The organism is Flavobacterium sp., from assembly GCF_027482425.1.
In the GTDB taxonomy this organism is placed as follows: Bacteria; Bacteroidota; Bacteroidia; order Flavobacteriales; family Flavobacteriaceae; genus Flavobacterium.
Map to the genome: position 1 here is coordinate 13,419 of NZ_JAIXWA010000064.1, position 26,616 is coordinate 40,034.

General features: G+C 40.8%; 25 protein-coding genes. 22 read left to right on the forward strand and 3 right to left on the reverse strand.

The features are described 5' to 3' along the window. Position 1: 1 nt before the first annotated feature. Positions 2-976, reverse strand: a complete 975-nt coding sequence (locus tag Q0037_RS09330; protein ID WP_297517466.1) for a polyprenyl synthetase family protein — start codon at positions 974-976, stop codon at positions 2-4. A 161-nt stretch (positions 977-1,137) separates the two neighbouring features. Here Q0037_RS09330 and Q0037_RS09335 point away from each other — a divergent pair, with 161 nt between their 5' ends. The 6 genes from Q0037_RS09335 to Q0037_RS09360 all read left to right on the forward strand — a co-directional run bounded on the left by Q0037_RS09335 (position 1,138) and on the right by Q0037_RS09360 (position 9,618). Continuing rightward, the gene (locus Q0037_RS09335) at positions 1,138-2,412 is read left to right on the forward strand and encodes an NAD(P)/FAD-dependent oxidoreductase (RefSeq protein ID WP_297517468.1); all 1,275 of its coding nucleotides are present in this window, start codon (positions 1,138-1,140) and stop codon (positions 2,410-2,412) included. 85 nt (positions 2,413-2,497) lie between these two features. Continuing rightward, positions 2,498-3,004: a YceI family protein gene (locus Q0037_RS09340; RefSeq protein ID WP_297517470.1), complete on the forward strand. Its 507-nt coding sequence runs from the start codon at positions 2,498-2,500 to the stop codon at positions 3,002-3,004. A gap of 9 nt (positions 3,005-3,013) precedes the next feature. After that, positions 3,014-3,607 (forward strand): TetR/AcrR family transcriptional regulator, encoded by a 594-nt coding sequence (locus tag Q0037_RS09345; protein ID WP_297517472.1) that lies wholly within the window; start codon positions 3,014-3,016, stop codon positions 3,605-3,607. Between the two features lie 11 nt (positions 3,608-3,618). Next, a complete protein-coding gene (locus Q0037_RS09350) occupies positions 3,619-4,959 on the forward strand; it encodes a TolC family protein (RefSeq protein WP_297517474.1) in 1,341 nt (446 codons plus the stop codon). Positions 4,960-4,974: 15 nt separating this feature from the next. After that, entirely contained in the window at positions 4,975-6,120 is a 1,146-nt protein-coding gene (locus Q0037_RS09355) for an efflux RND transporter periplasmic adaptor subunit (RefSeq protein ID WP_297517476.1), read from the forward strand. 30 nt (positions 6,121-6,150) lie between these two features. Next, positions 6,151-9,618 (forward strand): efflux RND transporter permease subunit, encoded by a 3,468-nt coding sequence (locus Q0037_RS09360; protein ID WP_297517478.1) that lies wholly within the window; start codon positions 6,151-6,153, stop codon positions 9,616-9,618. A 50-nt stretch (positions 9,619-9,668) separates the two neighbouring features. Here the strand turns inward: Q0037_RS09360 and Q0037_RS09365 are convergent, their stop codons facing one another. After that, entirely contained in the window at positions 9,669-10,016 is a 348-nt protein-coding gene (locus tag Q0037_RS09365) for a membrane-binding protein (RefSeq protein ID WP_297517480.1), read from the reverse strand. 176 nt (positions 10,017-10,192) lie between these two features. Further along, positions 10,193-11,185 (reverse strand): TlpA disulfide reductase family protein, encoded by a 993-nt coding sequence (locus Q0037_RS09370; protein WP_297517483.1) that lies wholly within the window; start codon positions 11,183-11,185, stop codon positions 10,193-10,195. A 200-nt stretch (positions 11,186-11,385) separates the two neighbouring features. Here Q0037_RS09370 and aspS point away from each other — a divergent pair, with 200 nt between their 5' ends. The 16 genes from aspS to Q0037_RS09450 all read left to right on the forward strand — a co-directional run bounded on the left by aspS (position 11,386) and on the right by Q0037_RS09450 (position 26,588). Continuing rightward, a complete protein-coding gene (aspS, locus tag Q0037_RS09375; protein ID WP_297517485.1) occupies positions 11,386-13,131 on the forward strand; it encodes an aspartate--tRNA ligase in 1,746 nt (581 codons plus the stop codon). Between the two features lie 217 nt (positions 13,132-13,348). Continuing rightward, entirely contained in the window at positions 13,349-13,549 is a 201-nt protein-coding gene (locus Q0037_RS09380; protein WP_073361190.1) for a cold-shock protein, read from the forward strand. 191 nt (positions 13,550-13,740) lie between these two features. Next, positions 13,741-14,106 (forward strand): NADH-quinone oxidoreductase subunit A, encoded by a 366-nt coding sequence (locus Q0037_RS09385; protein ID WP_297517488.1) that lies wholly within the window; start codon positions 13,741-13,743, stop codon positions 14,104-14,106. A gap of 12 nt (positions 14,107-14,118) precedes the next feature. After that, entirely contained in the window at positions 14,119-14,664 is a 546-nt protein-coding gene (locus Q0037_RS09390) for an NADH-quinone oxidoreductase subunit B (protein ID WP_297517490.1), read from the forward strand. 2 nt (positions 14,665-14,666) lie between these two features. Beyond that, positions 14,667-15,185: an NADH-quinone oxidoreductase subunit C gene (locus Q0037_RS09395; protein ID WP_297517492.1), complete on the forward strand. Its 519-nt coding sequence runs from the start codon at positions 14,667-14,669 to the stop codon at positions 15,183-15,185. Between the two features lie 18 nt (positions 15,186-15,203). Next, positions 15,204-16,439: an NADH-quinone oxidoreductase subunit D gene (locus Q0037_RS09400; protein WP_297517494.1), complete on the forward strand. Its 1,236-nt coding sequence runs from the start codon at positions 15,204-15,206 to the stop codon at positions 16,437-16,439. Between the two features lie 4 nt (positions 16,440-16,443). Continuing rightward, the gene (locus tag Q0037_RS09405; protein ID WP_297517496.1) at positions 16,444-16,974 is read left to right on the forward strand and encodes an NAD(P)H-dependent oxidoreductase subunit E; all 531 of its coding nucleotides are present in this window, start codon (positions 16,444-16,446) and stop codon (positions 16,972-16,974) included. A gap of 4 nt (positions 16,975-16,978) precedes the next feature. Beyond that, positions 16,979-18,343 (forward strand): NADH-quinone oxidoreductase subunit NuoF, encoded by a 1,365-nt coding sequence (gene nuoF / locus Q0037_RS09410; RefSeq protein ID WP_297517498.1) that lies wholly within the window; start codon positions 16,979-16,981, stop codon positions 18,341-18,343. A 52-nt stretch (positions 18,344-18,395) separates the two neighbouring features. Beyond that, a complete protein-coding gene (locus tag Q0037_RS09415) occupies positions 18,396-19,439 on the forward strand; it encodes a 2Fe-2S iron-sulfur cluster-binding protein (protein ID WP_297517500.1) in 1,044 nt (347 codons plus the stop codon). Between the two features lies 1 nt (position 19,440). Beyond that, the gene (gene nuoH / locus Q0037_RS09420) at positions 19,441-20,472 is read left to right on the forward strand and encodes an NADH-quinone oxidoreductase subunit NuoH (RefSeq protein ID WP_297517502.1); all 1,032 of its coding nucleotides are present in this window, start codon (positions 19,441-19,443) and stop codon (positions 20,470-20,472) included. A gap of 11 nt (positions 20,473-20,483) precedes the next feature. Further along, positions 20,484-21,029 carry an NADH-quinone oxidoreductase subunit I gene (locus tag Q0037_RS09425; protein WP_073360736.1) on the forward strand — a complete coding sequence of 182 codons (546 nt, stop codon included), beginning with the start codon at positions 20,484-20,486 and terminating at the stop codon, positions 21,027-21,029. 2 nt (positions 21,030-21,031) lie between these two features. Further along, entirely contained in the window at positions 21,032-21,544 is a 513-nt protein-coding gene (locus Q0037_RS09430; RefSeq protein WP_073360733.1) for an NADH-quinone oxidoreductase subunit J, read from the forward strand. Positions 21,545-21,547: 3 nt separating this feature from the next. Continuing rightward, on the forward strand, positions 21,548-21,868 hold the full coding sequence (nuoK, locus tag Q0037_RS09435; protein WP_297517507.1) for an NADH-quinone oxidoreductase subunit NuoK: 321 nt from the start codon (positions 21,548-21,550) through the stop codon (positions 21,866-21,868). A gap of 6 nt (positions 21,869-21,874) precedes the next feature. Beyond that, a complete protein-coding gene (gene nuoL / locus Q0037_RS09440) occupies positions 21,875-23,752 on the forward strand; it encodes an NADH-quinone oxidoreductase subunit L (RefSeq protein ID WP_297517509.1) in 1,878 nt (625 codons plus the stop codon). Between the two features lie 12 nt (positions 23,753-23,764). Continuing rightward, on the forward strand, positions 23,765-25,204 hold the full coding sequence (locus tag Q0037_RS09445) for a NuoM family protein (protein ID WP_297517511.1): 1,440 nt from the start codon (positions 23,765-23,767) through the stop codon (positions 25,202-25,204). 13 nt (positions 25,205-25,217) lie between these two features. Then, positions 25,218-26,588 carry an NADH-quinone oxidoreductase subunit N gene (locus Q0037_RS09450; protein WP_297517513.1) on the forward strand — a complete coding sequence of 457 codons (1,371 nt, stop codon included), beginning with the start codon at positions 25,218-25,220 and terminating at the stop codon, positions 26,586-26,588. Positions 26,589-26,616: the final 28 nt, after the last annotated feature.

The following is a 26,616-nucleotide window of genomic DNA, read 5'->3' on the forward strand; positions in this document are numbered from 1 at the left end:
GTTACACTTTTCGATTCATCAATTTTTCACCAAAAGCTTGCAACATGGCTTTCTTGTCCTGGTAAATATCCATTTGGTCAAGGGTTTCAAAAGATTTGAAAGTAAAATTTTTAATGGCTTTTTGTGTGGCCGCAGCAGCCCCTGTACTTATAAACAATTCTTTCACGGAATGAATTTTATCGGTATTATCCGCGGGTTGAATCGAAAAAAGATGTGCCAATTGTTCCCGTTCGCTGGGCGAAGCAAACTCAAGGGCTTTCAAATAAAGGTAGGTTTTTTTATTTTCAATAATGTCCCCTCCTACTTGTTTTCCGAAGGTGGCGGGATCCCCAAAAGCATCCAAATAATCGTCTTGCAATTGAAACGCGATGCCTAAATTTCGCCCAAAATCATAAATCAAATTGGCGTTTTCGGCAGAAGTTCCCGCCACGATAGCCCCCATTTTAAGGGCTGCGCCCACCAATACCGCGGTTTTGTATTCAATCATTTTCAAATATTCCTCCAAGGTGACATCATCGCGGGTTTCAAAATCAACATCGTATTGCTGACCTTCGCACACTTCAATAGCTGTTTTGCTGAATAATTTGGCCAACTCACGGAAAATCTCAGGTTCGTAGGCTTCAAAATGCTGGTAGGCAAGAATCAACATCGCATCACCGGACAAAATTCCGGTGTTGACATTCCATTTTTCATGCACTGTTTCATTCCCACGACGCAACGGAGCGTCATCCATAATGTCATCGTGAACAAGCGAAAAATTATGAAAAACCTCAACCGCAGTAGCTGCTGCCAACGCTTTTTTACAATCGCCATCAAACACATCCGTGGCCATCAAGGTAAGTACGGGTCGCATGCGTTTTCCGCCTAAGGATAAAATGTATTGAATGGGTTCGTATAAATTGCGAGGTTCTTTGATTACGGCAAGCGATTCAAAATAATCGGCTATCAATTGTTGGTAAGAAGCGAGCGGCTGCATAGAATGTTAAATTACTCCCGACAAAGCTAATGAATTTCAATGCGATTCCTTCTACCCTCTCCCAATTTCGAGCATGTTAAATTAGCGTTAAGAACTTGGAAACTATTTTAGTATTTAAAGTTTCCTCTCTATTTTTGTACCAAATTTTAAATCGCCTACCCATGAAAAAGCATGTGGTTATTGTGGGCGGAGGATTTGCGGGAATGAACGTTGCCCGCCAATTGGCCAACCATCCGTACCTTGACATTACCCTCGTTGATAAAAACAATTACAATTTTTTTCCACCCCTTTTATACCAAGTGGCCACTGGATTTTTGGAAATATCGTCCATCAGTTATCCTTTCCGAAAAATGTTTGCAGGCACACGGAATTTGAAATTTTGGATGGGCGAATTGCAGTCGATTGATTTGGAGAAAAATACCATCGTCTTACACAACGGAAGTCTATCCTACGATTACTTGGTTTTGGCTACAGGAACCACAACCAATTTTTTTGGAATGGAAAATGTGCAGCGCCATGCCATTCCCATGAAAACTTTGGAAGAAGCCTTAAACATGCGTAATTTGATGTTACAACGAGTTGAAAAAGCCGCCAACAGTCTCGACCCACAAGAACAACAAGAATTGATGACGATTGTGGTCACCGGCGGGGGTCCAACCGGTGTGGAATTGTCGGGTATGTTTGCTGAAATGAGTAAAACCATCATCGCACAAGAGTATCCCGAATTGGCGCATTTAACCCCTTCCAAAATTCACCTCATCGATGGCGGTTCGGAATTACTTTCTCCGATGAGTCCTCATGCCCAAAAAGCCACCTTACAAGCCATCCAAGCATTGGGAGTTGAAGTACGCTTAAACAGCCATGTAGTGGATTATGATGGGGAAACGGTAACCTTGCGCGATAGAAGTAAAATTCGGGCGCGAAACCTGATTTGGGCCGCGGGAGTCACTGCACGTCGATTTGAAGGGTTGGATGAAAAGAGTTACGGTCGGGGCAATCGTTTGCGCGTGAATGCCTATCATATTGTGGAGGGTACCACCAATGTCTATGCGCTAGGCGATACCGCTTTGATGGAAACCGATTCAGATTTTCCCAACGGCCATCCTCAAGTGGCTCAAGTCGCCATGCAACAAGGGAGCAATTTTGCAAAAAATATCGTGCGCGAACTCAAAAACCAACCTCGAGTTCCTTTTCATTATAACGATAAAGGCTCGATGGCCATCATTGGACGTAATAAGGCGGTGGTCGATTTGGTGCGGCCCAACTGGCATTTCAGTGGATTCTTGGCTTGGCTCACCTGGTTGTTGGTGCATTTGATGTCGCTATCCATGCCGCGGAACAAAGTAAATACGTTATACCATTGGGCATTGGCCTATTTCAGTCGCAATTCCTCTTTGCGTATGATCATTCGCCCAGATCGAACGAAAACACCATGATAGTGTTAAATTTCAGTTAAGAACACGGAAACTATTTTAGTATAAAAAGTTTCCTTTTACTTTTGCCCGTAAAAAATTACCTACTATGCTTCCGAATACCAATTGGACCCTTGACCCAGAAGCTTCTGCCATTGTGTTGAAACCCTCCCGTCGTGTGCGTCGGTACATCAACAGCACCTTACAATCGGGAACAGGCTCTATTGTTTTGAATGCCAACGAAATAACCGATGCGCAACTCGAATTTGATTTGGCCCTCACTGCTAGATCTTCCTTGGGAACCATAACCACACATACACCATCGCGTATCAGTTTTAAATCTTTGTCGTTCCAAAAAATAAATCCAAATATCAACTTTATCAAAGGAATCCTCACCCTAAACAACGTGAGTCGTATTGTGGAATTGGAATTAGTGCGTACCGATTTGACGCAAGAAAACGATGGGGAGAAAGCGTCCTTTGAAATTTATGGCATCTTGAATAAACGTGAATTTGGATGGAATGACAACGGCCCTATCCTTATCGATGGCTATCCTTTGGGACAAAATTTAACTTTAACGGCCCATATTGAATTTAAACACTATGCTGTCGCTTAATCGAATAGTATGAAAGAGAAAATCATCAAAAAAGCAACCGAAATGTTTTTGAAGTTGGGCTTCAAAAGCGTAACGATGGATGACATTGCCTGTGAAATGTGTATTTCGAAAAAAACGATTTACAAGTATTTCAGCAACAAAGAGAAATTGATCGAGGAAGGTACTGAAGTAGTGCATCAAAAAATTCATATGCTAATGGATGAAGTGGTCGCTCAAAACTACAATGCGATCGCTGAAAACTTTGAAATCCGGAAAATGTTTAAGGAAATGTTTCAGTCTTTTGACCATTCTCCTGCCTATCAATTGAAAAAACATTACCCTGAAATCTATGAAAAGATGATGGCCAACGAAATTGAAGATTGCAGTCAACTTTTTACCCAAAACATTGAAAAAGGAATCGGCGAAGGATTGTATCGCCCTGAAGTAGACATTGCAGCAGCAGTACAATTTTATTACACGCTAATTTTTTCTATTAATGAAAATACCTTGTTTGAAAAGGAGGCCTCTGAATTGGAAGCCAAAGCCCTTGAATACCATACCCGAGCCATTGCAACACCCGCTGGTTTGGAAGAACTAGAACGACAATTAACCCTACATACTTAATCATCAATCCAATGAAAATCAGAATCTTTGCAGTCTTACTGCTGCTCCCTGTGCTGCTGAAGGCACAAGAAAAGCCTCAAGCGTATGCCTTTACGCTCAAGGAGGCGATAGATCACGCCATTCAATACAACTATTCGGCCATCAATGCCAATCGCGATGTAGAAGCGGCAAAAAAGAAAAAATGGGAAACCACTACCATAGGATTACCTCAAATCAGTGGAAATGTAAGTTACCAAGATAACTTTCGCCTCCAACAATCCTTGATTCCTGCTGAATTTTTTGGAGGACAACCCGGCGAATTTATTCCGGTGGCCTTTGGCACAAAACACAATATGAATGCCGTGGTGACTTTATCACAATTGATTTTTGACGGTTCCTACCTAGTGGGATTACAATCGGCGAAAACCTATTTGAAAATATCCGAAAATGCCAAAGTCAAAACCAATCGCGAATTGCGAGAAATCGTTACGACAACCTACGGAAATGTGCTTTTGGCTGATGAAAGTATTCTTATTTTCGAACGCAACAAAGCGGCTTTAGAAAAAACCCTTTCAGACACCCGTGAAATCTACAAAAACGGTTTTGCCGAAGAGGAAAGTGTCGAGCAACTACAAATTACTTTGGCCTCTGTAAACAGTGCTTTAGAAAATGTAAAGCGGCAGAAACGAATTGCTTTGGACATGTTGAAACTCGTTTTGGGCATCAACCTTGAAGACCAATTGACGCTGAAAGAAAAACTTGAATTTTTGACCCAAACTAATATGGATTTGGCCATTTTGAAAGAACAATTCGAAGTCAAAAATAACATCGATTATCAAATTGGACTAAACACCTTGACCAGCTCGGAATTGTTGTTAAAACTCGAAAAAAGCAAAGCCTTGCCTTCTTTGGGCGCGCAAGTCAACTTTGGAGCCAATACGTTTGGCAACCGCTTTACCATGTTCAACAGCGACCAATTATGGTTTAATTATTCCAATGTAGGATTGGGATTAACCGTGCCTATTTTTAGTAGCTTGGGACGAAGTGCTCGCACGCAACAAGCCAAAATTGCCGTAGAACAATCGAAAACCCGTTTGACCGAGTTGGAGCAAACCTTAAAACTTCAATTTGAAAAAGCCAAAAGCGATTATGAATTCTCTTTGGAACAATTGGGCACCTCCAAAAACAGCATGAATTTGGCAGAGCGCATTGAATCCAAAAATCAAATCAAATTCAAAGAAGGATTAACCTCAAGCTTTGATTTGACCGATGCCCAGCGTCAATTGTACAGCGCACAACAATCGTATTTACAAGCGATGGTTGATGTGATCACCAAACGCGCAGCTTTAGAAAAATTACTCAGTAAAAACTAAATAAACTTTCCTCACATGAAAAAATATATCACCCTCGTTCTGACCACAGCCCTTTTGATTTCTTGTGGCCAAAAAGAAGCATCATCCGCTTCGATTGACGCCTTGATTGAAGGCAAAAAAGTAACCGAATTACAAGCAAAAAAATCGCAACTACAAGCCGATATCAATAAAATTGACGCTGCCCTAAGTGCCTTGAATGTTAAAGTGGATGAAGCGTTAGTAGGCATTGCTACGGTAAAAGACACGCTTTTCAACCATTATCTTGAAGTACAAGGAAATGTGGATACGAAAGAAAACATTCTTATTCAACCTGAATTCAGCGGAACCTTAATCGCCTTGAATGTTAAAGCGGGGCAGCCAGTGAGCAAAGGACAAATCTTGGGCCGCGTGGACGATGCTGGATTAAGTCAGCAATTGGCGAGTTTGGAAAACCAATACGCTTTGGCCAAAACCAATTTCGACCGTCAGAAAAACTTATGGGACAAGAAAATTGGTTCTGAAATGCAATACTTACAAGCGCAAACCAACATGGTAACTGCCCAAAAAGGAGTAGCGCAATTGAAAGCACAATTGGCCAAAACCATCATTCGCGCTCCGTTCTCGGGAACTATTGATGAAGTGTATGTTGAAAAAGGACAAGTGGTAGGTCCGGGTTCACCACAAGGATTGATGCGTATTGTCAATGTTAGCAACATGTATGTGTCGACGACTGTACCTGAAACGTATGTAGGTAAATTAAAAGTGGGTACTGATGTGGATGTATTACTAACCTCTATTGGGAAAATGTACAAAGGTAAAGTGCGTCAAGTGGGTAAATTTATCAACCCTAGCAACCGTAGCTTTGGTATTGAGGTGAGTGTGCCCAACCCCCAAGGATTATTGCGTCCGAATCAGGTTGCTAAATTGCGCATCATTGATTATACCAACAAAAATGCGGTGGTTGTTCCTTCCAACGTGATTCAAAAAGATGCCGAAGGAAACAGCTATGTCTATACGGTGATCGATCGGGATGGAAAAACAGGTAAAGCCAAGAAGACCCTAGTGAAAACAGGACAATCTTCCGATAATTTGACCGAAATTTTGGAAGGCGTTAGCGCTGATGATGTGATTGTCACCGATGGCGTAAACACGATTTCAGAGGGAATGAAGTTGAATTTTTAATAAAAATAAAACCATCTCATAACAACAAACATGAGCAAACATAACAAAGAATTTAGCATATCCAGTTGGGCGGTAGATAATCGCGTTACGGTTTACATTCTCACCTTCATCATCGTGGTGGCTGGTATCTACTCGTACATCACCATGCCACGAGAGGATTTTCCAGAAATCATTGAAAACAAGGTTTATATTTCATCGGTTTTCCCCGGGAACTCGGCCGAAGATGTGGAAAAATTGGTTATCAAACCCTTGGAGAAAGAGTTTAAAAACATCAGTGGGGTAACCAAAATTACCTCAAGCTCTTTTCAAGATTATGGAATGATTATTGTCGAATTTGATGATAAAATTGGCATTGAATTGGCCAAACAGAAAATCAAAGACAAAGCAGACAATGCCAAAGCCGATACCGATTGGCCCAATCTAGACAACGGAAGTAAAGTGGAACCGAATGTTTTTGAATTGAACATTTCGGAAGAAGTACCTATTTTAAATATCAACCTCAAAGGAGATTATACCGCGCAACAATTGAAAAAGTTTGGGGAAAAACTACAAGATGCTATTGAAGAAGTGCCCGAGGTAAAAAAGGTAGAAATTTTAGGGGTTGACGATAAAGAAGTGGAGATTGCTGTTGACATTTTCAAAATGACGGCAGCGCAAGTGAGCTTTGACGATATTCAAAGTACCGTTCGCAATGAAAACATGACACTTTCGGGAGGAAACTTAATTTCACAAGGATCGCGCAACAACATTCGCATCATCGGAGAAATGAAAGATCCCGCCGAACTGAATGATATTATTGTAAAATCATTTGGTGGTTCCGTTTACCTCAAAGACATTGCGACCATTCGCTTTAAAGAAAAAGAACGCACGACTTATGCCCGAGAAAAAGGGAAAGAAGTGGTGATGCTTAATGTGAAAAAACGTTCGGGTGAAAATATGATTTCGGCCATTGAACAAGCACGTGAAAAAGTAAGTGAAGCGCAAGCCAATTATTTGCCGAAAAATTTAACCATTGAATTAACCAGCGACCAATCGTCACGCGTTGAACACCAGGTAGACGAATTGTCCAACCACATCATTTTTGGGATCATCTTGGTAATGCTCGTATTGATGTTTACTATGGGCTTACGCAACTCACTTTTCGTAGGGGCTGCCATTCCGCTCTCCATGTTTATTGCCTTTGCCTTGTTGGCTTCTATGGGGAAAACCTTAAATACGATGGTGCTTTTCGGTTTGGTCATGGGACTCGGGATGCTCGTAGATGACGGAATCGTGGTGGTAGACAACGTATTTGCCAATATGAAAAAAGGAATGTCGCGCATTCAAGCGTCCAAATTGGGTATTGGTGAAATTGCTTGGCCGGTAATCTCTTCAACAGCGACCACTCTTATGGCGTTTTTACCCTTTGCTTTATGGCCCGGCACGATGGGTAAATTTATGATTTACTTCCCGCTTACACTATCAGTAACCTTAGGCGCCTCGTTATTTGTAGCGATGGTTGTCAATGCAGCGATGACAGGAGGTTCGATGGATATTGAAGACCGAAATATCAAACGAAAAGGGTTGAAACGCAATTCGATCTTTATCGGATTGGGCGCTGTAATTTTCCTCATAGCGGGCTATACCACAGGAAGTGTTTTCTTGAAATCAATGGGGCATATTGCTGTTTTGGTTTTGGGTATGATGTGGGCTTACCATTTGAAAATTTACCAATGGACCCAAGATTTTCAGCACAGCTTCTTTCCTAGAATGGAAGAAAAATACAAAGTGTTTTTGGCAAAAATCCTCACCGGAAGACGGGCTTGGTATGCCTTTTTCGGAATCATTGGTATGCTGGTACTCTCGTTTGTTTTGTTGGGAATTTTTCCGCGAAAAGTATTGTTCTTCCCCGATAATATTCCAAATCAAGTCATTACGTATATTGAATATCCACAAGGAACTGACATTGAAAAAACCAATAAAGCAACCCTTTTTGTGGAAAAACAAATCATCGGAATTCTTAGCAAATACGTGGATACCCAAGAAAATAAAAACTTCTTGGCCGAATCCATTGTTTCGCAAGTGGGTGTCGGTGCTGGAAATCCGAATATAGATGCGGGTTCTGCTAATGAAACGCCTTACAAAGGAAAAGTAACGGTAAATTTCAGAGAGTTTAAATTTCGTCGGGGCATCAATACCGCCGATTTATTGGAAGAAATTCGTCAATCAGTAAAAGGAATTCCTGGAGCAACGGTAACGGTTGAAAAAGATTCCAACGGACCACCAGCGGGGTACCCTATCAGTTTGGAACTTCGAGGAGAAGATTATGAAGCCATGCTTGCCGAAGCGCAAAAAATTATTGCCTATCTCAATGCCAAAAATATTGAAGGAATTGAAAAACTTCAAGTCGACATCAACAAAGACAGTCCCGAACTTGAAGTGACCGTCGATCGCGCCAATGCAGGGAGTTTGGGTATTTCAACCGGTCAACTCGGATTTACCTTACGTCGTTCGGTGTACGGCCAGGAAATTTCAACCTACAAAGATGGCGACGATGACTACAATATTGTGATGCGTATGCAAGAAGACCAACGAAAAAATGAAAATATTTTATTCAATCAATCGTTGACCTTCCGCAATCCGAATAACGGTCAAATCATGCAGGTGCCAATTTCGGCAGTTTCAGACACCAAGAAAACAAATACCTTCAACATGATCAAGCGCAAAAATCACAAGCGCGTCATGACTATTTATTCCAACGTGTTGACCGGATACAATGCCGATGCTATCACCAAAGACATTGCCAAACAATTGGAAGGCTATCCTTTTCCAAAGGACATTAATTATGGCTTCTCGGGTGTACAAGAAGAGCAAGGAAAAAACCAAGCGTTTTTGAATATTGCATTTTTATTGGCTATTGCTGGAATCACGTTGATCATTGTTTTACAGTTCAACTCCATCTCAAAAACAATGGTCATCTTGTTCACCGTATTGCTCAGTTTTAGTGGTGTATTCTATGGCTATGTAATTGCCAATATGGATTTCGTTATCCTAATGACCATGATGGGAATCATTTCGCTGGCAGGTATTGTGGTGAAAAATGGTATTGTACTTATGGACTTCTTCGTTTTGTTGATGGATCGAAAAGTAGAAGAAAAAGGAGTGGAAAGTCATGATGATTTGACCTTAGACGAAATCAAGGAAGTCATCGTGGAATCGGGCAAATCACGTCTTCGTCCCGTATTGTTGACGGCACTGACCGCTGTTTTGGGATTGATTCCCTTAGCGATCGGACTGAACTTCAATTTCTTTACGTTGATTACCGAGTTGAATCCGCACATATTTATAGGAGGTGATAACGTTATTTTCTGGAGCCCCTTGGCGTGGACCATCATCTTTGGACTTACGTACGCGACCATTCTTACCTTAGTAATTGTACCCGTGATGTTCTTCTTAGTAAAACGCATCAAGTACCGTTTGCGTGATCGAAAAAAAGCACGCTTGGAAGCGGAAGCATAAAAAAAGGGACGTTCAATTGAACGTCCCTTTTTTTGAATCAATATCCTTTATTAATTTTTGTCGGCTACGGCCTCACGACTCCAGACTTTCACTTCAGCAATTGCGCCTTGTGTATAATCTACTTCCGAAAGATTACGCTCATTCCAGAAGAACCATTTACCAGTTTTCTCACCATTGGTATATTCCGCAATAGCAATTTTATTTCCCGTTTGGTCGAAAGAAATCCATTTCCCTTCTAATTTCCCGTCTTTGAAGTATCCTTCTTGTTGTACTTTTCCATCTTCATAATAATAGGTAGCTTTTACCATACCATTCACTTCCTCCAACACCGGTTGCTTTTGCTGCGCAGTAGCCAATCCACCGATTAACACAGCTGCCATTACGATATACTTTTTCATTTTCTAGTAGGTTTTTCAAATTATTGATATACAAATGTATCGAACTATTTTACACAAACCAAACATTCGCTTAACAATTTGGTAACATTAGGGAAAAATTTAACATTGGCTAATGAGCAAAAAAAACGCCCGTAGTAGTATTTACGGGCGTTTCAGAAGTATATTGGTAAAAAAGTCTACAAGGGCAATTTATCTAAAATAGCGGTCAATTTTGGATCAGAAGGGCGATTGGCATCAGCATTTACCACATTTCCTTGAGGGTCGATGAGTAAAAATCGCGGAATTGACGTTACCCCAAAATGCTTCATAAAATCGGACTCCCAATTTTTATCAGCAAATAATTGTGTACCCCCCAATTCCTTTTCGGCCACAAATTTTTTCCATTTTTCAAAATCCTTATCCACATCAACGGAAATACTTACAAAAGCAATTTTTTTCCCATGATATTTGGCTTCGGTTTGCTTCAACGCTGGAATTTCCGCACGACAAGGACCGCACCACGTAGCCCAAATGTCAATATATACGTACTGCCCTTTGAAATCTTCCAACTTGACTTTTTTTCCTGTCACATCAACATATTCAAAGTTAGGCGCTTTGGTTCCATTCATTTTGGACTTGGCTTTCGACTCTTTAAAATATGTCTTCATTTGCATCAACTCTTGCACCGCCATCAACTTTACATTGGACACAAATTTGGGATCAAACGTGCCCGCTTCCAATTTTTGATAGACGGCATTTTTTTGTTGCTCACAAAATTGATTGACGGCTTCATCGGTTTCTAACTTCATAAATTCAGCTTCCACGGTAGCATCTTGACGGGTCTTGTCGGCCAAGAAATTATTTTCAGGAGCACCTTTCCCGCTAAATTTTAAAGTAGCATCAAACGCTTTTGCATCCAACTGAGCGGTTAAATCAAACCCATTTTTCAAAAACAAACGAGCGTATTCGGCGCCATCAAACAAAAAGTACATCCCCTCAGCTACGCCAAAACGCGCTTCAAAGAATCCTTTGTCATTGACATTAATTTGTTGTACATCTTTACCCATACTGTTCTTGATGTACACCACATCGCCGATACGATTGGTAATTTCAATTTTCAACGCCACTTGATCTTGCGCCCAAACCATCGCACTAAATAAAACGGCCATTAAGCCTAGCATTTTTTTCATACAAAAAATAGTTATCTTCATTTACATCAATCAAAGGTAACGAAAAAAATGAGAGCGTGTCGATTTTAACATCGGTTCAGTTTAGGGTAAACCCTGACGCGCTAAAGTTGTAATTTCCCATGCAGTTGTCGTGGCTTTTCGTTATTTTTGCAATCGAATTTTGAATGCAAAACAACGATTACAATCAAATAGCAGGAAACATGTATAGAACACATACTTGTGGCGCCTTAAATGCAGCGCACGTAGGACAAGAAGTTACTTTGGCAGGATGGGTACAAAAAACCCGTGACAAAGGATTTTTGATTTGGGCCGATTTACGCGATCGCTATGGGGTTACACAACTAATTTTTGATGAGCAACGTACCCTGGGACATGTATTTCAACAAGCCAAATCGTTGGGACGCGAATATGTGATTCAAGTAAAAGGAACCGTGATTGAACGGGAATCCAAAAACCCAAACATGCCTACAGGAGATATCGAAATCTTGGTTTCAGAACTTACAATTTTAAATGAAGCGCAACTTCCACCTTTTACCATTGAAGATGAAACGGATGGAGGGGAAGATTTACGCATGAAATACCGCTATTTAGATATTCGTCGAAATCCTGTAAAAAATGCGTTGTTGTTTCGCCATAAGGTTGCCATGGAAGTTCGAAACTACCTATCTAATTTGGATTTTTGTGAAATTGAAACCCCTTATTTAATTAAATCCACCCCCGAAGGCGCGCGCGATTTTGTGGTCCCTAGTCGTATGAACGAAGGACAATTTTATGCCTTACCGCAATCGCCACAAACGTTCAAGCAATTGTTGATGGTGGGCGGTATGGATAAGTATTTTCAAATTGTAAAATGCTTTCGCGATGAGGATTTGCGTGCCGACCGTCAGCCTGAGTTTACGCAGATCGACTGTGAAATGGCCTTTGTGGAACAAGAAGATATTTTAAATGTATTTGAAGGATTGACCCGTCATTTGCTAAAAACCTTAAAAGGAATAGAGGTGGCCGAATTTCCGCGCATGACGTATGAATATGCCATGAAAACGTATGGAAATGACAAGCCTGATATTCGTTTTGATATGAAATTTGGCGAACTCAATGCGGTAGCGCAACATAAAGATTTTGGAGTTTTCAATGCCGCCGAACTGGTGGTAGGTATTGCCATACCCGGTTGTGCAGGCTATTCCCGAAAAGAAATTGATGCGCTGATTGATTGGGTAAAACGACCCCAAATTGGAGCACAAGGAATGGTCTATGTCAAATACGAAACCGACGGCACATTAAAATCGTCTGTCGATAAATTTTATGATCAAACCGATTTGAAAAAATGGGCAGAAGCGACTCATGCTCAACCCGGTGATTTGATTTTGGTATTGTCGGGTGCAGCGCATAAAACGCGTTCGCAATTATCGGCTTTGCGCATGGAAATGGCCACACGCTTAGGGTTGCGTAAATCCGATGAATTTGCGCCGTTGTGGGTAGTTGATTTCCCGCTATTGGAATGGGATGAAGAAAGTGGTCGTTATCATGCGATGCACCATCCCTTTACTTCCCCCAAGCCCGAGGACAAAGCCCTTTTACAAACCGACCCAGGAAAAGTTCGAGCCAATGCGTATGATATGGTGTTAAACGGAAATGAAATTGGAGGAGGATCGATTCGAATTCACGACAAAGCCTTGCAAGCCGAAATGTTCTCGTTGTTAGGATTTACCAAAGAACAAGCCGAGGCACAATTTGGCTTCTTGATGAATGCCTTCCAATTTGGCGCACCTCCACATGGTGGTTTAGCCTTTGGTTTGGACCGATTGGTGGCGATTTTAGGGGGACAAGAAACGATACGCGATTTCATTGCTTTCCCGAAAAATAATTCAGGAAGAGACGTGATGATTGATGCCCCTTCACCGATTGATGATGCGCAATTAAGTGAACTTCATATTCGACTCGCCTAATTTTTAGGAGATTCCCATTCAACATATCGCAAGTGTGGTTTTTTGGCAACACTTGCGGTATTTTTTTGTCATTTTCACACAATTTAAAGCATTTCATAAACACATTCTTCAGTGTTAAAAATATTTTTTTGTAAAGTTTTTATTATTTTAACATTAAAAATTTGCGGTATCAAATTTTAAGTTTACCTTTAGCCGAATTAATTTATTACCCATTACAATGCAAACAGGAAAAGTGAAATTTTTCAATGAGTCTAAGGGATTTGGATTCATCGTAAATGACGAAACTGGGAAGGACATTTTTGTTCATGCTACCGGTTTAAAATCAGAAGGCTTAAAAGAAGGTGACCATGTGTCTTACGTTGAAGAAGACGGTCGCAAAGGAAAATTAGCCATTGACGTAGTAATTATTGAAAACTAAATATATAGATTTCAGATTACCGAATGAAAACACTCCCGAAACGGAGTGTTTTTTTTTGACTTGGGAACTGAATTATTTAGAATAAATTTAAATAAACATTTTCGCTTGAATAATTCATAAAGGGGGGTTAACATCTTTGTGTTTTCAATATTGAGGCGTATATTTGTGGCTATTTTAAAAAAACGAGTCGTATGCAGTCTACACAAACTGACTTTTTACCGATTTTAATACAGGTTGGCATCGCTGTATCTTTTGTGGCTTTGACGATTATTGGTTCCGACTTTTTAGGCCCAAAAAGACATTCGCAAAACAAAGACAAAAACTTCGAATGTGGAATTGAATCGATTGGTAATGCCCGTATCCCGTTTTCTGTAAAATATTTCTTGGTAGCTATCCTATTTGTGTTGTTTGACGTTGAAGTGATTTTTCTTTATCCTTGGGCGGTGAACTTCAAAGAATTGGGCTACGATGGTATGATAAAAATGATTATTTTCATGTCCCTTCTACTGGTTGGCTTCTTTTATATCATTAAAAAGAAAGCCTTGGAATGGGAATAAAACTTCTTTGCTATGGAAAATAATACACCCAAAATGGCAGCTCCACCAGAAGGAGTCACAGGCGAAGGATTTTTCGCAACCAAATTAAGCGATGTAGTCGGTTTAGCACGAGCTAATTCACTTTGGCCGTTGCCTTTTGCCACTTCTTGTTGTGGTATTGAATTTATGGCTACCATGGCATCGCATTACGATTTAGCGCGTTTCGGATCGGAGCGTGTAAGTTTCTCTCCGCGACAAGCGGATATGTTGTTGGTGATGGGAACGATTTCCAAAAAAATGGCGCCGATTTTACGTCAGGTATACGAGCAAATGAGTGAGCCTCGCTGGGTCATTGCTGTTGGAGCTTGTGCCTCATCGGGAGGTGTTTTTGACACGTATTCTGTATTACAAGGTATTGACAAGGTAATTCCAGTAGACGTATATGTGCCTGGGTGTCCTCCACGCCCCGAACAAATTGTTCAAGGTGTAATGCAATTGCAGGACTTAGTGAAAAACGAATCGGTACGTCGTAGAAACTCCCCAGAATACAAAGAATTATTAGCTTCCTACAACCTGTAATTATGGCTATAGAAACCGTTCATATTCAGGAAAAAGTCACGAGTCAATTTGGTGAGCAGGTACGCTCCTTCGAAATGCAACGTGACATTTTTTCGTTTGAAGCAGATGCTTCAATTATACACGAGGTTATTCGTTTTTTAAAAGAAGACGAAGAATTAAACTTCCATTTTCTAACTGATTTAGCAGGAGTACATTACCCAGATAACGACGATGATCATCAGTTTGCAGTAGTTTACCAACTTCACAATTGGGTCGAAAATACACGCATTCGTGTACGAACCTATCTAAATCAAGAACCTGAAGTGGCTACAATTACTGATTTATTTTTATGTGCCAATTGGATGGAACGAGAGGCGTATGACTTTTATGGCATACAATTCCAAGGCCACCCGCAATTGAAACGCATCTTAAATATGGATGAAATGGTGTCGTTTCCGATGCGTAAAGAATTCCCAATGGAAGACAGTGGGCGCACCGATAAAGACGACCGATTCTTTGGGAGAACTCCCGCTAATTGTTAATGTAATTCATACTCATACATGTCCGATTTACTCTTACCTCCGGAACATCGATATGCCAAGATTATTGAAAGTCGTCGCAACGAAGACGGTAGCGAACTTTCGATTCTCAATTTGGGACCAACACACCCCGCCACGCATGGTATTTTCCAAAACATTCTTTTAATGGATGGGGAACGCATTTTGGATGCCGAACCTACTGTAGGCTATATCCATCGTGCGTTTGAGAAAATTGCCGAAAATCGCGCTTTCTATCAAATCAATGTATTGACCGACCGAATGAATTACTGTTCCTCCCCCATCAATAATATGGCGTGGTGGATGACGGTCGAAAAACTATTGAAAATTGACGTTCCAAAACGGGCGCAATACCTTCGCGTTATTGTGATGGAATTGGCACGTATTGCTGACCATATCATCTGTAATTCCATTCTCGGTGTGGATACAGGAGCCTATACAGGATTCCTCTATGTATTCCAATTCCGCGAAAAAATATATGAGATCTACGAAGAAATTTGTGGGGCACGATTAACGACCAACATGGGTCGTATTGGCGGTTTTGAACGCGATTGGTCGGAGGAAGCGTTCCGCAAACTCAATGCCTTCTTAGAAGAATTTCCAGTGGCTTGGAAAGAGTTTGAAAACTTATTCGAACGCAACCGAATTTTCATCGATCGCACGGTAAATGTAGGTCCAATTACCGCAGAACGCGCCATGGAATATGGATTTACGGGTCCTAATCTCCGCGCGGCGGGAATTGACTACGATGTACGTAAAGCCGCACCGTATTCTTCGTATGACGATTTCGACTTTGAAATTCCTGTAGGACAATCAGGAGATACTTATGACCGTTTTTGCGTCCGTAATGCAGAAGTTTGGGGAAGTTTGTCTATCATTCGCCAAGCCCTTGCCAAACTCCCTGAAGGACCTCATCATGCTGATGTTCCTGACTACTATCTTCCACCTAAAGAAGAGGTGTACAACAACATGGAAAGCTTAATTTACCATTTCAAAATTGTAATGGGAGAAGTCCCTGTTCCTGTGGAAGAAATCTACCACGCAGTTGAAGGAGGTAATGGTGAATTAGGTTTTTATTTAATTGCTGACGGTAGTCGTACTCCTTATCGTTTGAAATTTAGAAGACCTTGTTACATTTATTACCAAGCTTACCCTGAAATGATTAAAGGAGCCATGCTCTCGGATGCTATTGTGATCTTATCCAGTTTAAATGTAATTGCAGGCGAATTAGACGCTTAATCTTATGGAAAAACACCATTACACCCAAGAAATAAATATTACGGATGCTTTGATGGCCCGTATTAACGAGTTGGTGAGCCATTATCCTGCTGACAAAAAGAAGTCGGCATTGCTCCCTGTTTTGCATGAAGTCCAAGATGCTCACGAAAACTGGTTGAGCATTGAACTCCAAAACAAAGTAGCCGAAATTTTGGAATTAAAACCTATTGAGGTCTATGAAGTGGTGACGTTTTATACCATGTTTAACCAGAGACCCGTTGGAAAATATATGTTGGAATTTTGTCAAACTTCACCCTGCTGCCAACGCGGTGTAGAAGATTTGATGGAATATACCTGTCAAAAACTCAATGTAGGAATTGCGCAACCAACTACTGACGGACTTTTTGAAGTGCGAGGTGTAGAATGTTTAGGAGCCTGTGGGTATGCCCCGATGTTGCAATTGGGCGATTACTACCATGAACATTTGACCAAAGAAAAAATTGATCAGCTCATTGACGACTGCAAAGCGGGTAATATAACTTTTTACGACAAATAGTATCATGGGAAGAAAGATATTACTGGACAAAATTAATGTCCCTGGAATTAAATCGTATGAAGTATATCGTCGTGAGGGCGGTTATGCTTCCGTCGAAAAAGCGTTAAAAATGACTCCCGAAGCCATCATTGAAGAAGTAAAAGCTTCTGGATTGCGCGGCCGTGGTGGAGCAGGATTTCCCGTGGGAATGAAATGGAGTTTTATCGACAAAAAATCAGGTAAACCGAGACACCTCGTATGCAATGCAGACGAATCGGAACCGGGGACTTTTAAAGACCGTTACTTGATGGAATACATTCCGCATTTATTGATTGAAGGAATGATTACTTCGAGTATCGCGTTAGAGGCCAACCTCTCCTATATTTATATTCGCGGGGAATATATGTGGGTCTATAAAATACTCGAGCGCGCGATTCAAGAAGCTTACGCTGCGGGTTGGTTGGGTAAAAACATTCAAGGGTCAGGATTTGATTTGGACTTATACGTACATTGTGGTGCCGGTGCCTACATTTGCGGTGAAGAGACCGCATTGATTGAATCGTTAGAAGGAAAACGAGGAAACCCGCGTTTGAAACCGCCTTTCCCGGCTATCAGTGGATTGTGGGCTAATCCAACCGTAGTGAATAATGTAGAATCTATTGCTGCGGTGCCATGGATTATCAATAATTCGGGAGCCGATTATGCAGCGATAGGAATTGGACGTTCTACAGGAACCAAATTAATTTCTGCTTCAGGAAATATCAAAAAACCTGGGGTTTACGAAATTGAGTTGGGTATTTCGGTAGAAGAATTTATTAATTCAGACGAATATTGTGGCGGTATGGAAACTGATCGACCTTTGAAAGCCTTGGTGCCTGGAGGTAGTTCTGTACCTATTTTACCCGCTCATTTAATTTATAAAACAGCCAACGGAGACGACCGCTTGATGACCTATGAAAGTTTATCAGACGGTGGTTTTGCCACAGGTTCTATGTTGGGTTCAGGCGGATTTATTGTTTACGATGACCGAGCCTGTATCGTGCGAAATACTTGGAATTTTGCCCGTTTTTACCACCATGAAAGCTGTGGACAATGTACCCCTTGCCGGGAAGGAACGGGTTGGTTAGAAAAAGTATTGTGGCGCATCGAAAACGGGGAAGGCCGTGAAGAAGATATCGAATTGTTGTGGAGCATTCAATCTAAAATTGAAGGAAATACAATTTGTCCTTTGGGCGATGCCGCATCATGGCCTGTAGCAGCTGCTATTCGTCACTTTAGAGAGGAATTTGAATACCATGTTCGTTTCCCTGAAAAAATTAAAAATCGAGACCATTTCACACACGAACCTTTCGAAAAAGTTCGTCACCTAGTGGCTCCACAAACTGTTTAAATCAATAACTGCGTTAAGTCGTTTGCTTACGCACTAGATAACCTACAAGAAGATGAAAGTAACAATTGACGGACACGAAATCGAGGTTGAAGCTGGAACCACCATCTTACAAGCAGCACGAATGATTGGAGGGGATGTAGTTCCTCCAGCGATGTGTTACTACTCCAAACTTAAGGGTTCTGGAGGAAAATGCCGTTGTTGTTTGGTTGAAGTAACCAAAGGAAGCGACGCCAATCCTACCCCAATGCCAAAACTAGTAGCCTCTTGCGTTACCGGTTGTATGGACGGTATGGAAGTTAAAAGTAAAACGTCTGACCGCGTAACGGAAGCCCGTAAAGCAGTAACTGAATTTTTGTTGATCAATCACCCTTTGGACTGTCCCGTTTGTGACCAAGCAGGAGAATGTGATTTGCAAAATTTGAGTTTTGAACACGGTCATGCCAATACCCGATTTATTGAGGAAAAACGCACGTTTGAACCCGAAAATATCGGTGATAAAATTCAATTGCACATGAATCGTTGCATTCTTTGTCAACGTTGCGTACAAGTAGCTGAACAATTAACCGACTACCGTGTCCATGGCGTTTTGAATCGTGGAGATCATGCGCAAATTTCTACCATGGTTTCGGCCGCTATTGAAAATGAATTCTCAGGAAATATGATTGATGTATGTCCTGTTGGAGCACTTACCGATAAAACATTCCGATTCAAATCGCGTGTTTGGTTCAACAAACCGTTCAATGCACACCGTGAATGTACTACACCGGGCTGTTGCGGTAAAGTAACCGTTTGGATGTTTGGAAATGAAATTCAACGGGTTACAGCTCGTAAAGATGAATACCATGAAGTCGAAGATTTCATTTGCAACACCTGTCGTTATGACAAAAAAGAAGTTTCCGATTGGACTATTGAAGGCCCACGTAAGTTTGAAAAAGACTCGGTAATCAATGTCAACAACTACAGTCGAAAACTTGAGAAAGTGATTATCAACACCGAACGCGGTATCTTAATGGGCCGTGATGAAGATCGTAAGAAAATCAGTATGGCGGACATTGACTACAACAAAAAAATTGACGGAACCGAAGTAAAACAATAATATGGATAGTGCATTAATTATTGAAAAAAGTATTTTCATCGTAGTCATTTTTGCGGTCACAATGCTCATGGCCATGTATTCTACTTGGGCAGAAAGAAAAGTAGCTGCATTTCTTCAAGATCGTGTAGGACCCAACCGAGCGGGATGGGGTGGTTTATTACAACCTTTAGCAGACGGGTTGAAACTTTTTGCGAAAGAAGAATTTGAACCTAACACCCCCAACAAGTTTTTGTTTTTTGTAGGTCCAGGTGTCGCTATGGCTACAGCGTTAATTACTAGTGCGGTGATTCCATGGGGCGATAAATTAGAAATTTTTGGACGTACGGTTATCCTACAAGCTACCGACATTGACGTTTCGTTATTGTACATTTTTGGTGTAATCTCTGTGGGCGTTTATGGCATTATGATTGGTGGTTGGGCTTCCAACAATAAATTCTCATTGATGGGAGCTGTTCGTGCGGCTTCGCAAATGGTGTCGTATGAAGTAGCTATGGGTCTTTCTATTATCGCATTGTTAATGATGAGTGGATCACTTAGTTTGCGTGCCATTACTGAGCAACAACACGGTATGGATTGGAATGTATTTTATCAACCCGTTGGATTTTTAATCTTTTTAATTTGTGCTTTTGCCGAAACCAACCGAACTCCTTTTGACTTAGCCGAATGCGAAAGTGAATTGATCGGGGGGTACCATACCGAATATTCATCCATGAAAATGGGCTTCTATCTGTTTGCTGAATATGCCAATATGTTTATCTCATCTACTATTTTGGCAGTCTTATATTTTGGTGGGTATAATTATCCCGGTATGGACTGGGCAGGCATTCATTTGGGAACGAATATTGCAACCCTTATCGGAATTGCCGTTTTATTTGTAAAAATCTGCGCCTTCATCTTCTTTTATATGTGGGTGCGTTGGACGATTCCACGCTTCCGTTATGACCAATTGATGAATTTGGGTTGGAAAATTTTGATTCCACTTTCAATTATTAATATTATGATCACCGGAATTTGTATTCTGGCTTTTAAATAAGAACCTGTTCTATGGCAACATCAATTCAGAACATTTCGCTCTCTGGCAAGAAAAAACAAGTTTCCCACAAGGAAATGACGTTTTGGGAGCGTCTTTACTTGGTCGCAATCATTAAAGGGTTGTTGATTACCATTAAACACTTTTTCCGAAGAAAAGCAACCATTCACTACCCTGAACAAGTCCGTGAATTCAGTCCCGTTTACCGCGGAAAGCATACCTTGAAACGCGATGAACAAGGACGTGAAAACTGTACCGCTTGTGGGTTATGTGCACTTACTTGCCCCGCAGAAGCCATTACCATGAAAGCGGCAGAGCGTAAACCCGGTGAAGAACATTTGTACCGTGAGGAAAAATATGCTGAAATCTATGAAATCAACATGTTGCGTTGTATTTTCTGTGGTTTATGTGAAGAGGCTTGTCCTAAAGATGCTATTTACATGACGATTTCAAAAGAATTAGTGCCTGCACAATACGATCGTGAAGATTTTATTTACGGAAAAGATAAATTAGTAATGCCACTTGAAGTAGCCATGGCTAACACCAAAAACCTAAACTAATTATGTCAACAGTATTACTAATTTTCTACATTCTGTCGGCATTTACCCTTGCCACTGCCTTTTTGACGATTTACAGTAAAAACCCAATTCACAGTGCTATTTACTTAGTACTTTGTATGGTTTCGATTATGGGACATTATCTGTTATTTAATGCCCAGTTCTTAGCGCTAGTTCAACTCATTGTATATGCGGGTGCCATCATGGTATTGTTCCTTTTTACCATCATGTTGATGAACCTCAACAAAGAAGATGAAGTACACAAGCCACGCATGACACGTTATGCTGCAGTAATCATCTTTATTCTTTTGTGTGGGGTATTGACCTATGTATTTGTAGATACCAAACCCATCATGGGAGAATACGACGTTACCGGACAAGATTTTCAATCCATCAAAGTGTTGGGTAAAGTTTTGTTAAATGAATATATGGTTCCTTTTGAGTTTGTATCCATATTACTACTCACAGCGATGTTGGGTGTAGTACTTTTGTCTAAAAAAGAAAAATCGACACGATAAACTATGGAGAATATTTTAAATCATATCGGCATTGAAAATTACCTATTTCTATCCGCAATCCTTTTTTGTATTGGGGTTTTCGGGGTGCTGTACCGAAGAAATGCAATCATTGTTTTCATGTCCATCGAAATCATGCTGAATGCTGTAAACTTATTGTTTGTCGCTTTCTCAACCTATCATCAAGATGCCGAAGGTCAGGTGTTCGTATTTTTCTCAATGGCCGTAGCCGCTGCTGAAGTGGCTGTAGGATTGGCTATTCTAGTTGCTATTTTCCGAAATATCGGTTCGATTGATATTGCTAATTTGAAAAATTTAAAAGGGTAAGGTGCAATGGAGAAGAATTTAGTTTTAATAGTTTTACTTGCCCCTTTTATCGGGTTCTTAGGGAATGTGTTCTTTGGTAAAAAAGCGGGAAAAGGATTCGCTGGCACTTTAGGAACTGTAGCAGTGGCTATTTCGTTTGCCATCAGTGTCTATTTCTTTTTGCAGGTCAACCAAACGGGAAAACCCATTTCGGTTACCTTATTTGATTGGATTGCAGTAAGTAATTTCAAATTGGATATCGGTATTCTATTGGATCAATTGTCATTACTATGGTTGCTGTTTGTAACGGGTATTGGGTCGTTGATTCATTTATATTCCATCAGTTATATGCATGAGGATGAAAACATGCATAAATTCTTTTCGTACCTCAATCTATTCGTGTTTTTCATGATTACGTTGGTGGTCGGAAGTAATATCCTTATCATGTTTATCGGATGGGAAGGCGTTGGATTGTGTTCTTACTTACTCATTGGCTTCTGGTACAAAAACCAAGAGTATAATGATGCTGCCAAAAAAGCATTCATCATGAACCGCATTGGGGATTTAGGATTCTTAATCGGAATTTTCATTTTAGGCTCTATGTTTTCTACCTTGGATTACGCGCAGTTGAAAGCTGCCATCACCGCTGGAAATGTGGATACGGCCAAACTAACTGTAGCGGCCTTGTGTTTATTCATCGGAGCTATGGGGAAATCAGCTCAATTACCTTTGTATACTTGGTTGCCCGATGCGATGGCAGGTCCAACACCCGTATCGGCATTGATTCACGCGGCGACAATGGTTACAGCGGGAATTTTTATGATTACGCGTTTAAATTTCATATTCGACCTAACTCCACTTGTTCAAAATATTATTGCGATTGTCGGTGCTGTGACAGCTTTAGTTGCTGCTTCCATCGGTCTTTTCCAAAATGACATCAAAAAAGTATTGGCGTATTCAACAGTATCGCAATTGGGACTTATGTTTTTAGCTTTAGGACTTGGAGCATATAACGTGGCCGTTTTCCATGTAATCACACATGCCTTCTTCAAAGCGTGTTTGTTCTTAGGTTCGGGATCAGTGATTCATGCCATGCACCACGAACAAGATATGCGCCGCATGGGTGGGTTACGTAAAATCATGCCCATCACTTTTGCCACAATGATGATTGCAACGTTGGCGATTTCAGGGATTCCTCCGTTTTCTGGATTTTTCTCGAAGGATGAAATTCTTCTGACCGCTTTCCATGCCAATATCCCTCTATGGATCATTGCATCTTTGGCGTCCATCATGACGGCTTTCTACATGTTCCGATTGATGTATCTCACATTTTATCGCGACTTCCGTGGCACAGAGGAACAAAAACATCATTTGCACGAGAGTCCTAGTTTTATGACGTTACCCTTAATAGTATTAGCCATTTTGTCGTTGGTTGGTGGGGTAATCAGCTTGCCTTTTGGAGGCAGTTGGTTAAATCACTACCTAGCGCCTTTATTTAGTGAAAGTCATGCAGAACATCATTTAGGAACTACTGAATATATTTTAATGGCCGTAGCTGTTGCCGGTGGATTGATTGGAATTGGGATGGCGTATGCGAAGTTCTTAAAAGGTGGTGCTGTTCCGAAAGAGGATGATGAAATGACCGGATTGGCCAAAACAATTTACCACAAATATTATGTAGATGAAGGCTATATGGCTTTGATTGTAAAACCCATTAATGGCTTAGCACGCTTTTTCCGGGATACACTTGAACCTGCTTTATCCCAATTGGTTTTCAGTTTGGGCACATTAGCCAACGGTATAGGAAACTTAGGTGCACGTGTTCAAAACGGAAGTATCGGATTGTATCTATTTGCTTTTGTAATTGGATTTAGTGTCCTTTTCATCTATTTGTTTTTAGCTTAAAAAATTATCCTGATGGACGTAACTACTCTATTACTTTTATTACTTATCGGTGCTGTATGTACCTATTTGGCTGGCGATAAACTGGCTTCCAAAGTGGCTTTACTTTTTAGTACCGCTGCCATGGGAATTACCTTATTTCTTTTGGCAACCGTAAGTGATTTCAGTACACTTAATGTTTCTTTACCTTGGATTTCTTCACCCAAAGCATTTTTTGCCTTAAAGGTTGATGGCTTAGCATTGGCGATGGTTTTACTCACCACCGTATTAACGCCGCTTATCCTGCTTAGTTCCTTTGCTAATGCATTTAAAAATGCCAAAAGCATATATGCGTTAATTCTCTTCATGGCGTTTGCTATGGCGGGTACATTTTTGGCCGCCGACGGACTTCTTTATTATATTTTCTGGGAATTAGCTTTAATCCCCATCTACTTTATCGCGTTGTTGTGGGGGAATGATGCCATTGAAACACGCAAAAAAGCCGTACTTAAGTTTTTCATTTATACCTTAGGTGGATCCTTATTCATGTTGGTTGCTTTCGCCTATTTATACCAAAAAGCAGGAAGTTTCTTACTCAGCGATTTGTATGCTTTACAACTTAGCACTGAGGAGCAAACGTGGATTTTCTTGGCCTTCTTTTTAGCGTATGCGATTAAAATTCCTGTAGTTCCTTTCCATACCTGGCAGGCTGATGTGTATCAAAAAGCACCAACAGTAGGTACTATGTTGCTCTCGGGAGTCATGTTAAAAATGGGATTGTACAGTGTAATCCGTTGGCAACTCCCTATTGCCCCTTTGGCAGCAAAAACGTACATGCCCATCCTTTTAGGACTTAGTATCGCGGGTGTCATTTATGGATCTATCGCCGCTTTACGTCAAAAAGATATCAAACGATTATTGGCTTACTCCTCGTTAGCCCACGTAGGTTTAATTGCAGCGGGCTGTTATAGTCTCACTTTCGATGGTTTAAGTGGTGCCGTATCGCAAATGATTGCACACGGTTTTGTGATTGTCGGGTTGTTTTACGCCGCTGAAATCATTTACCGCCGTTTGGAAACACGAAATATTGAGGCTATGGGCGGAATTCGCGTTCAAACCCCAAAATTCACTTCCTTATTTATGATTTTGGTTTTGGCCTCTGTAGCCTTGCCCGGCACGTATAACTTTGTAGGGGAGTTTACCGTGCTGTATAGTTTATCGCAAATCAATGTGTGGTATGCGGTTCTTGGTGGAACTACAATCATTTTAGGGGCTTATTACATGTTGAAGATGTTTCAAAATGTAATGTTGGGTGAAGCCAATGCCAAACTTTTTGCCGAAGTAACTCTCGGTGAAACCTTTGTAATGGTAGTGCTCATTGCCTTCTTATTGTTCTTTGGGTTGTATCCTAAACCTTTATTGGACTTGGTCAATCCATCGCTACAAGAAATCTTTACATTAATCAACCGTTCTTAATTCTGTCATACGAATGAATACACTAATCGCTGTATCAGGTTTAGGCATCTTCTGTCTTTTAGCTGAAATTATCAATCTGAGAAAAGCCATTGTACCGGTTTCCGTGGTTGCTTTGTTAGCGATCCTTGGACTTACGATTTCCGAATTTAACCATCCTTCTTCATGGTACTATAACATGATTGTGGTATCTAATTTTTCGGTGGCCTTTTCTAGCTTATTTATCGTTTTGACCGTTTTTCTAATTCTGATGAGCGGGGATTATTACAAAGACAAACCATCCAAATTCTCCGATTTTATTGCTATAAAAATCTTTTTGTTGGCTGGAGCCATCGCCATGGTTTCGTTTGGAAATTTATCGATGTTTTTCATCGGTATTGAAATTCTTTCTATCGCGTTGTATATCCTTGCAGGGAGTGAACGCTTAAGCCTACTGAGCAATGAAGCGGGTATGAAATACTTCTTGTTGGGCTCTTTCGCTTCTGGATTTATTCTTTTCGGAATTTGTTTGGTTTACGGCGCTACGGGTTACTTTGATGTAGCCGAAATCTATGAATTGTCACAAGGGGCCGGACTTCCTATTTGGTTCTATTTTGGAATTACCATGATGCTTATTGGAATGTTGTTCAAAATTGCTGCAGCACCGTTCCATTTTTGGGCACCTGATGTGTATGAGGGTTCTCCCACTTTGGTGACCGCTACCATGAGCACTTTGGCTAAAGTTGTGGCCGTGGCTACGTTATACAAATTGGTTACGGGCTTGAACAAAGAAATGCCCTACTCCTTTGAAATAGCGCTTTTAGCTGTTGCCATTTTAACCATGTTTGTAGGGAACCTTTTGGCTTTACGTCAAGAGAATGTAAAACGAATGATGGCTTTTTCAGGTATTTCACATGCCGGATTTATGCTTTTGGCTTTGTTAAGTTTAACCACCGCTGCCGGTACCCTTTTCTATTATACTGCAGCGTATGCTTTGGCGGGTATTGCTGCCTTTGCTGTTATAACTGCCGTTACCAAAAATAAAGAGACGCAGAACGTTGCTGATTTCAATGGGTTGGGAAAACGCCACCCGATCCTCGCTGCAATTCTCACCATGGCCTTATTATCTATGGCGGGGATTCCAATTTTTGCGGGCTTTTTTGCAAAATTCTCCCTGTTCACCCAAACTATTGAAGCGGGTTATTTAATTGCCGTTATTGTAGGAGTAGTGAATTCAATCATTAGTATTGGCTACTATTTTAAACTAATTTTAGCCATGTACAATAAAGAAGCCGATGACGAAGCAACATCCATATCTTGGGTATATACCTTGGTCGCTATTGTAGCTATTGCACTCAATATCGGTATGGGAATTTACCCGAGTTGTATGATGGATTTATTGAAATAATCAGACGATTTTCAATACCTAAAGGCTG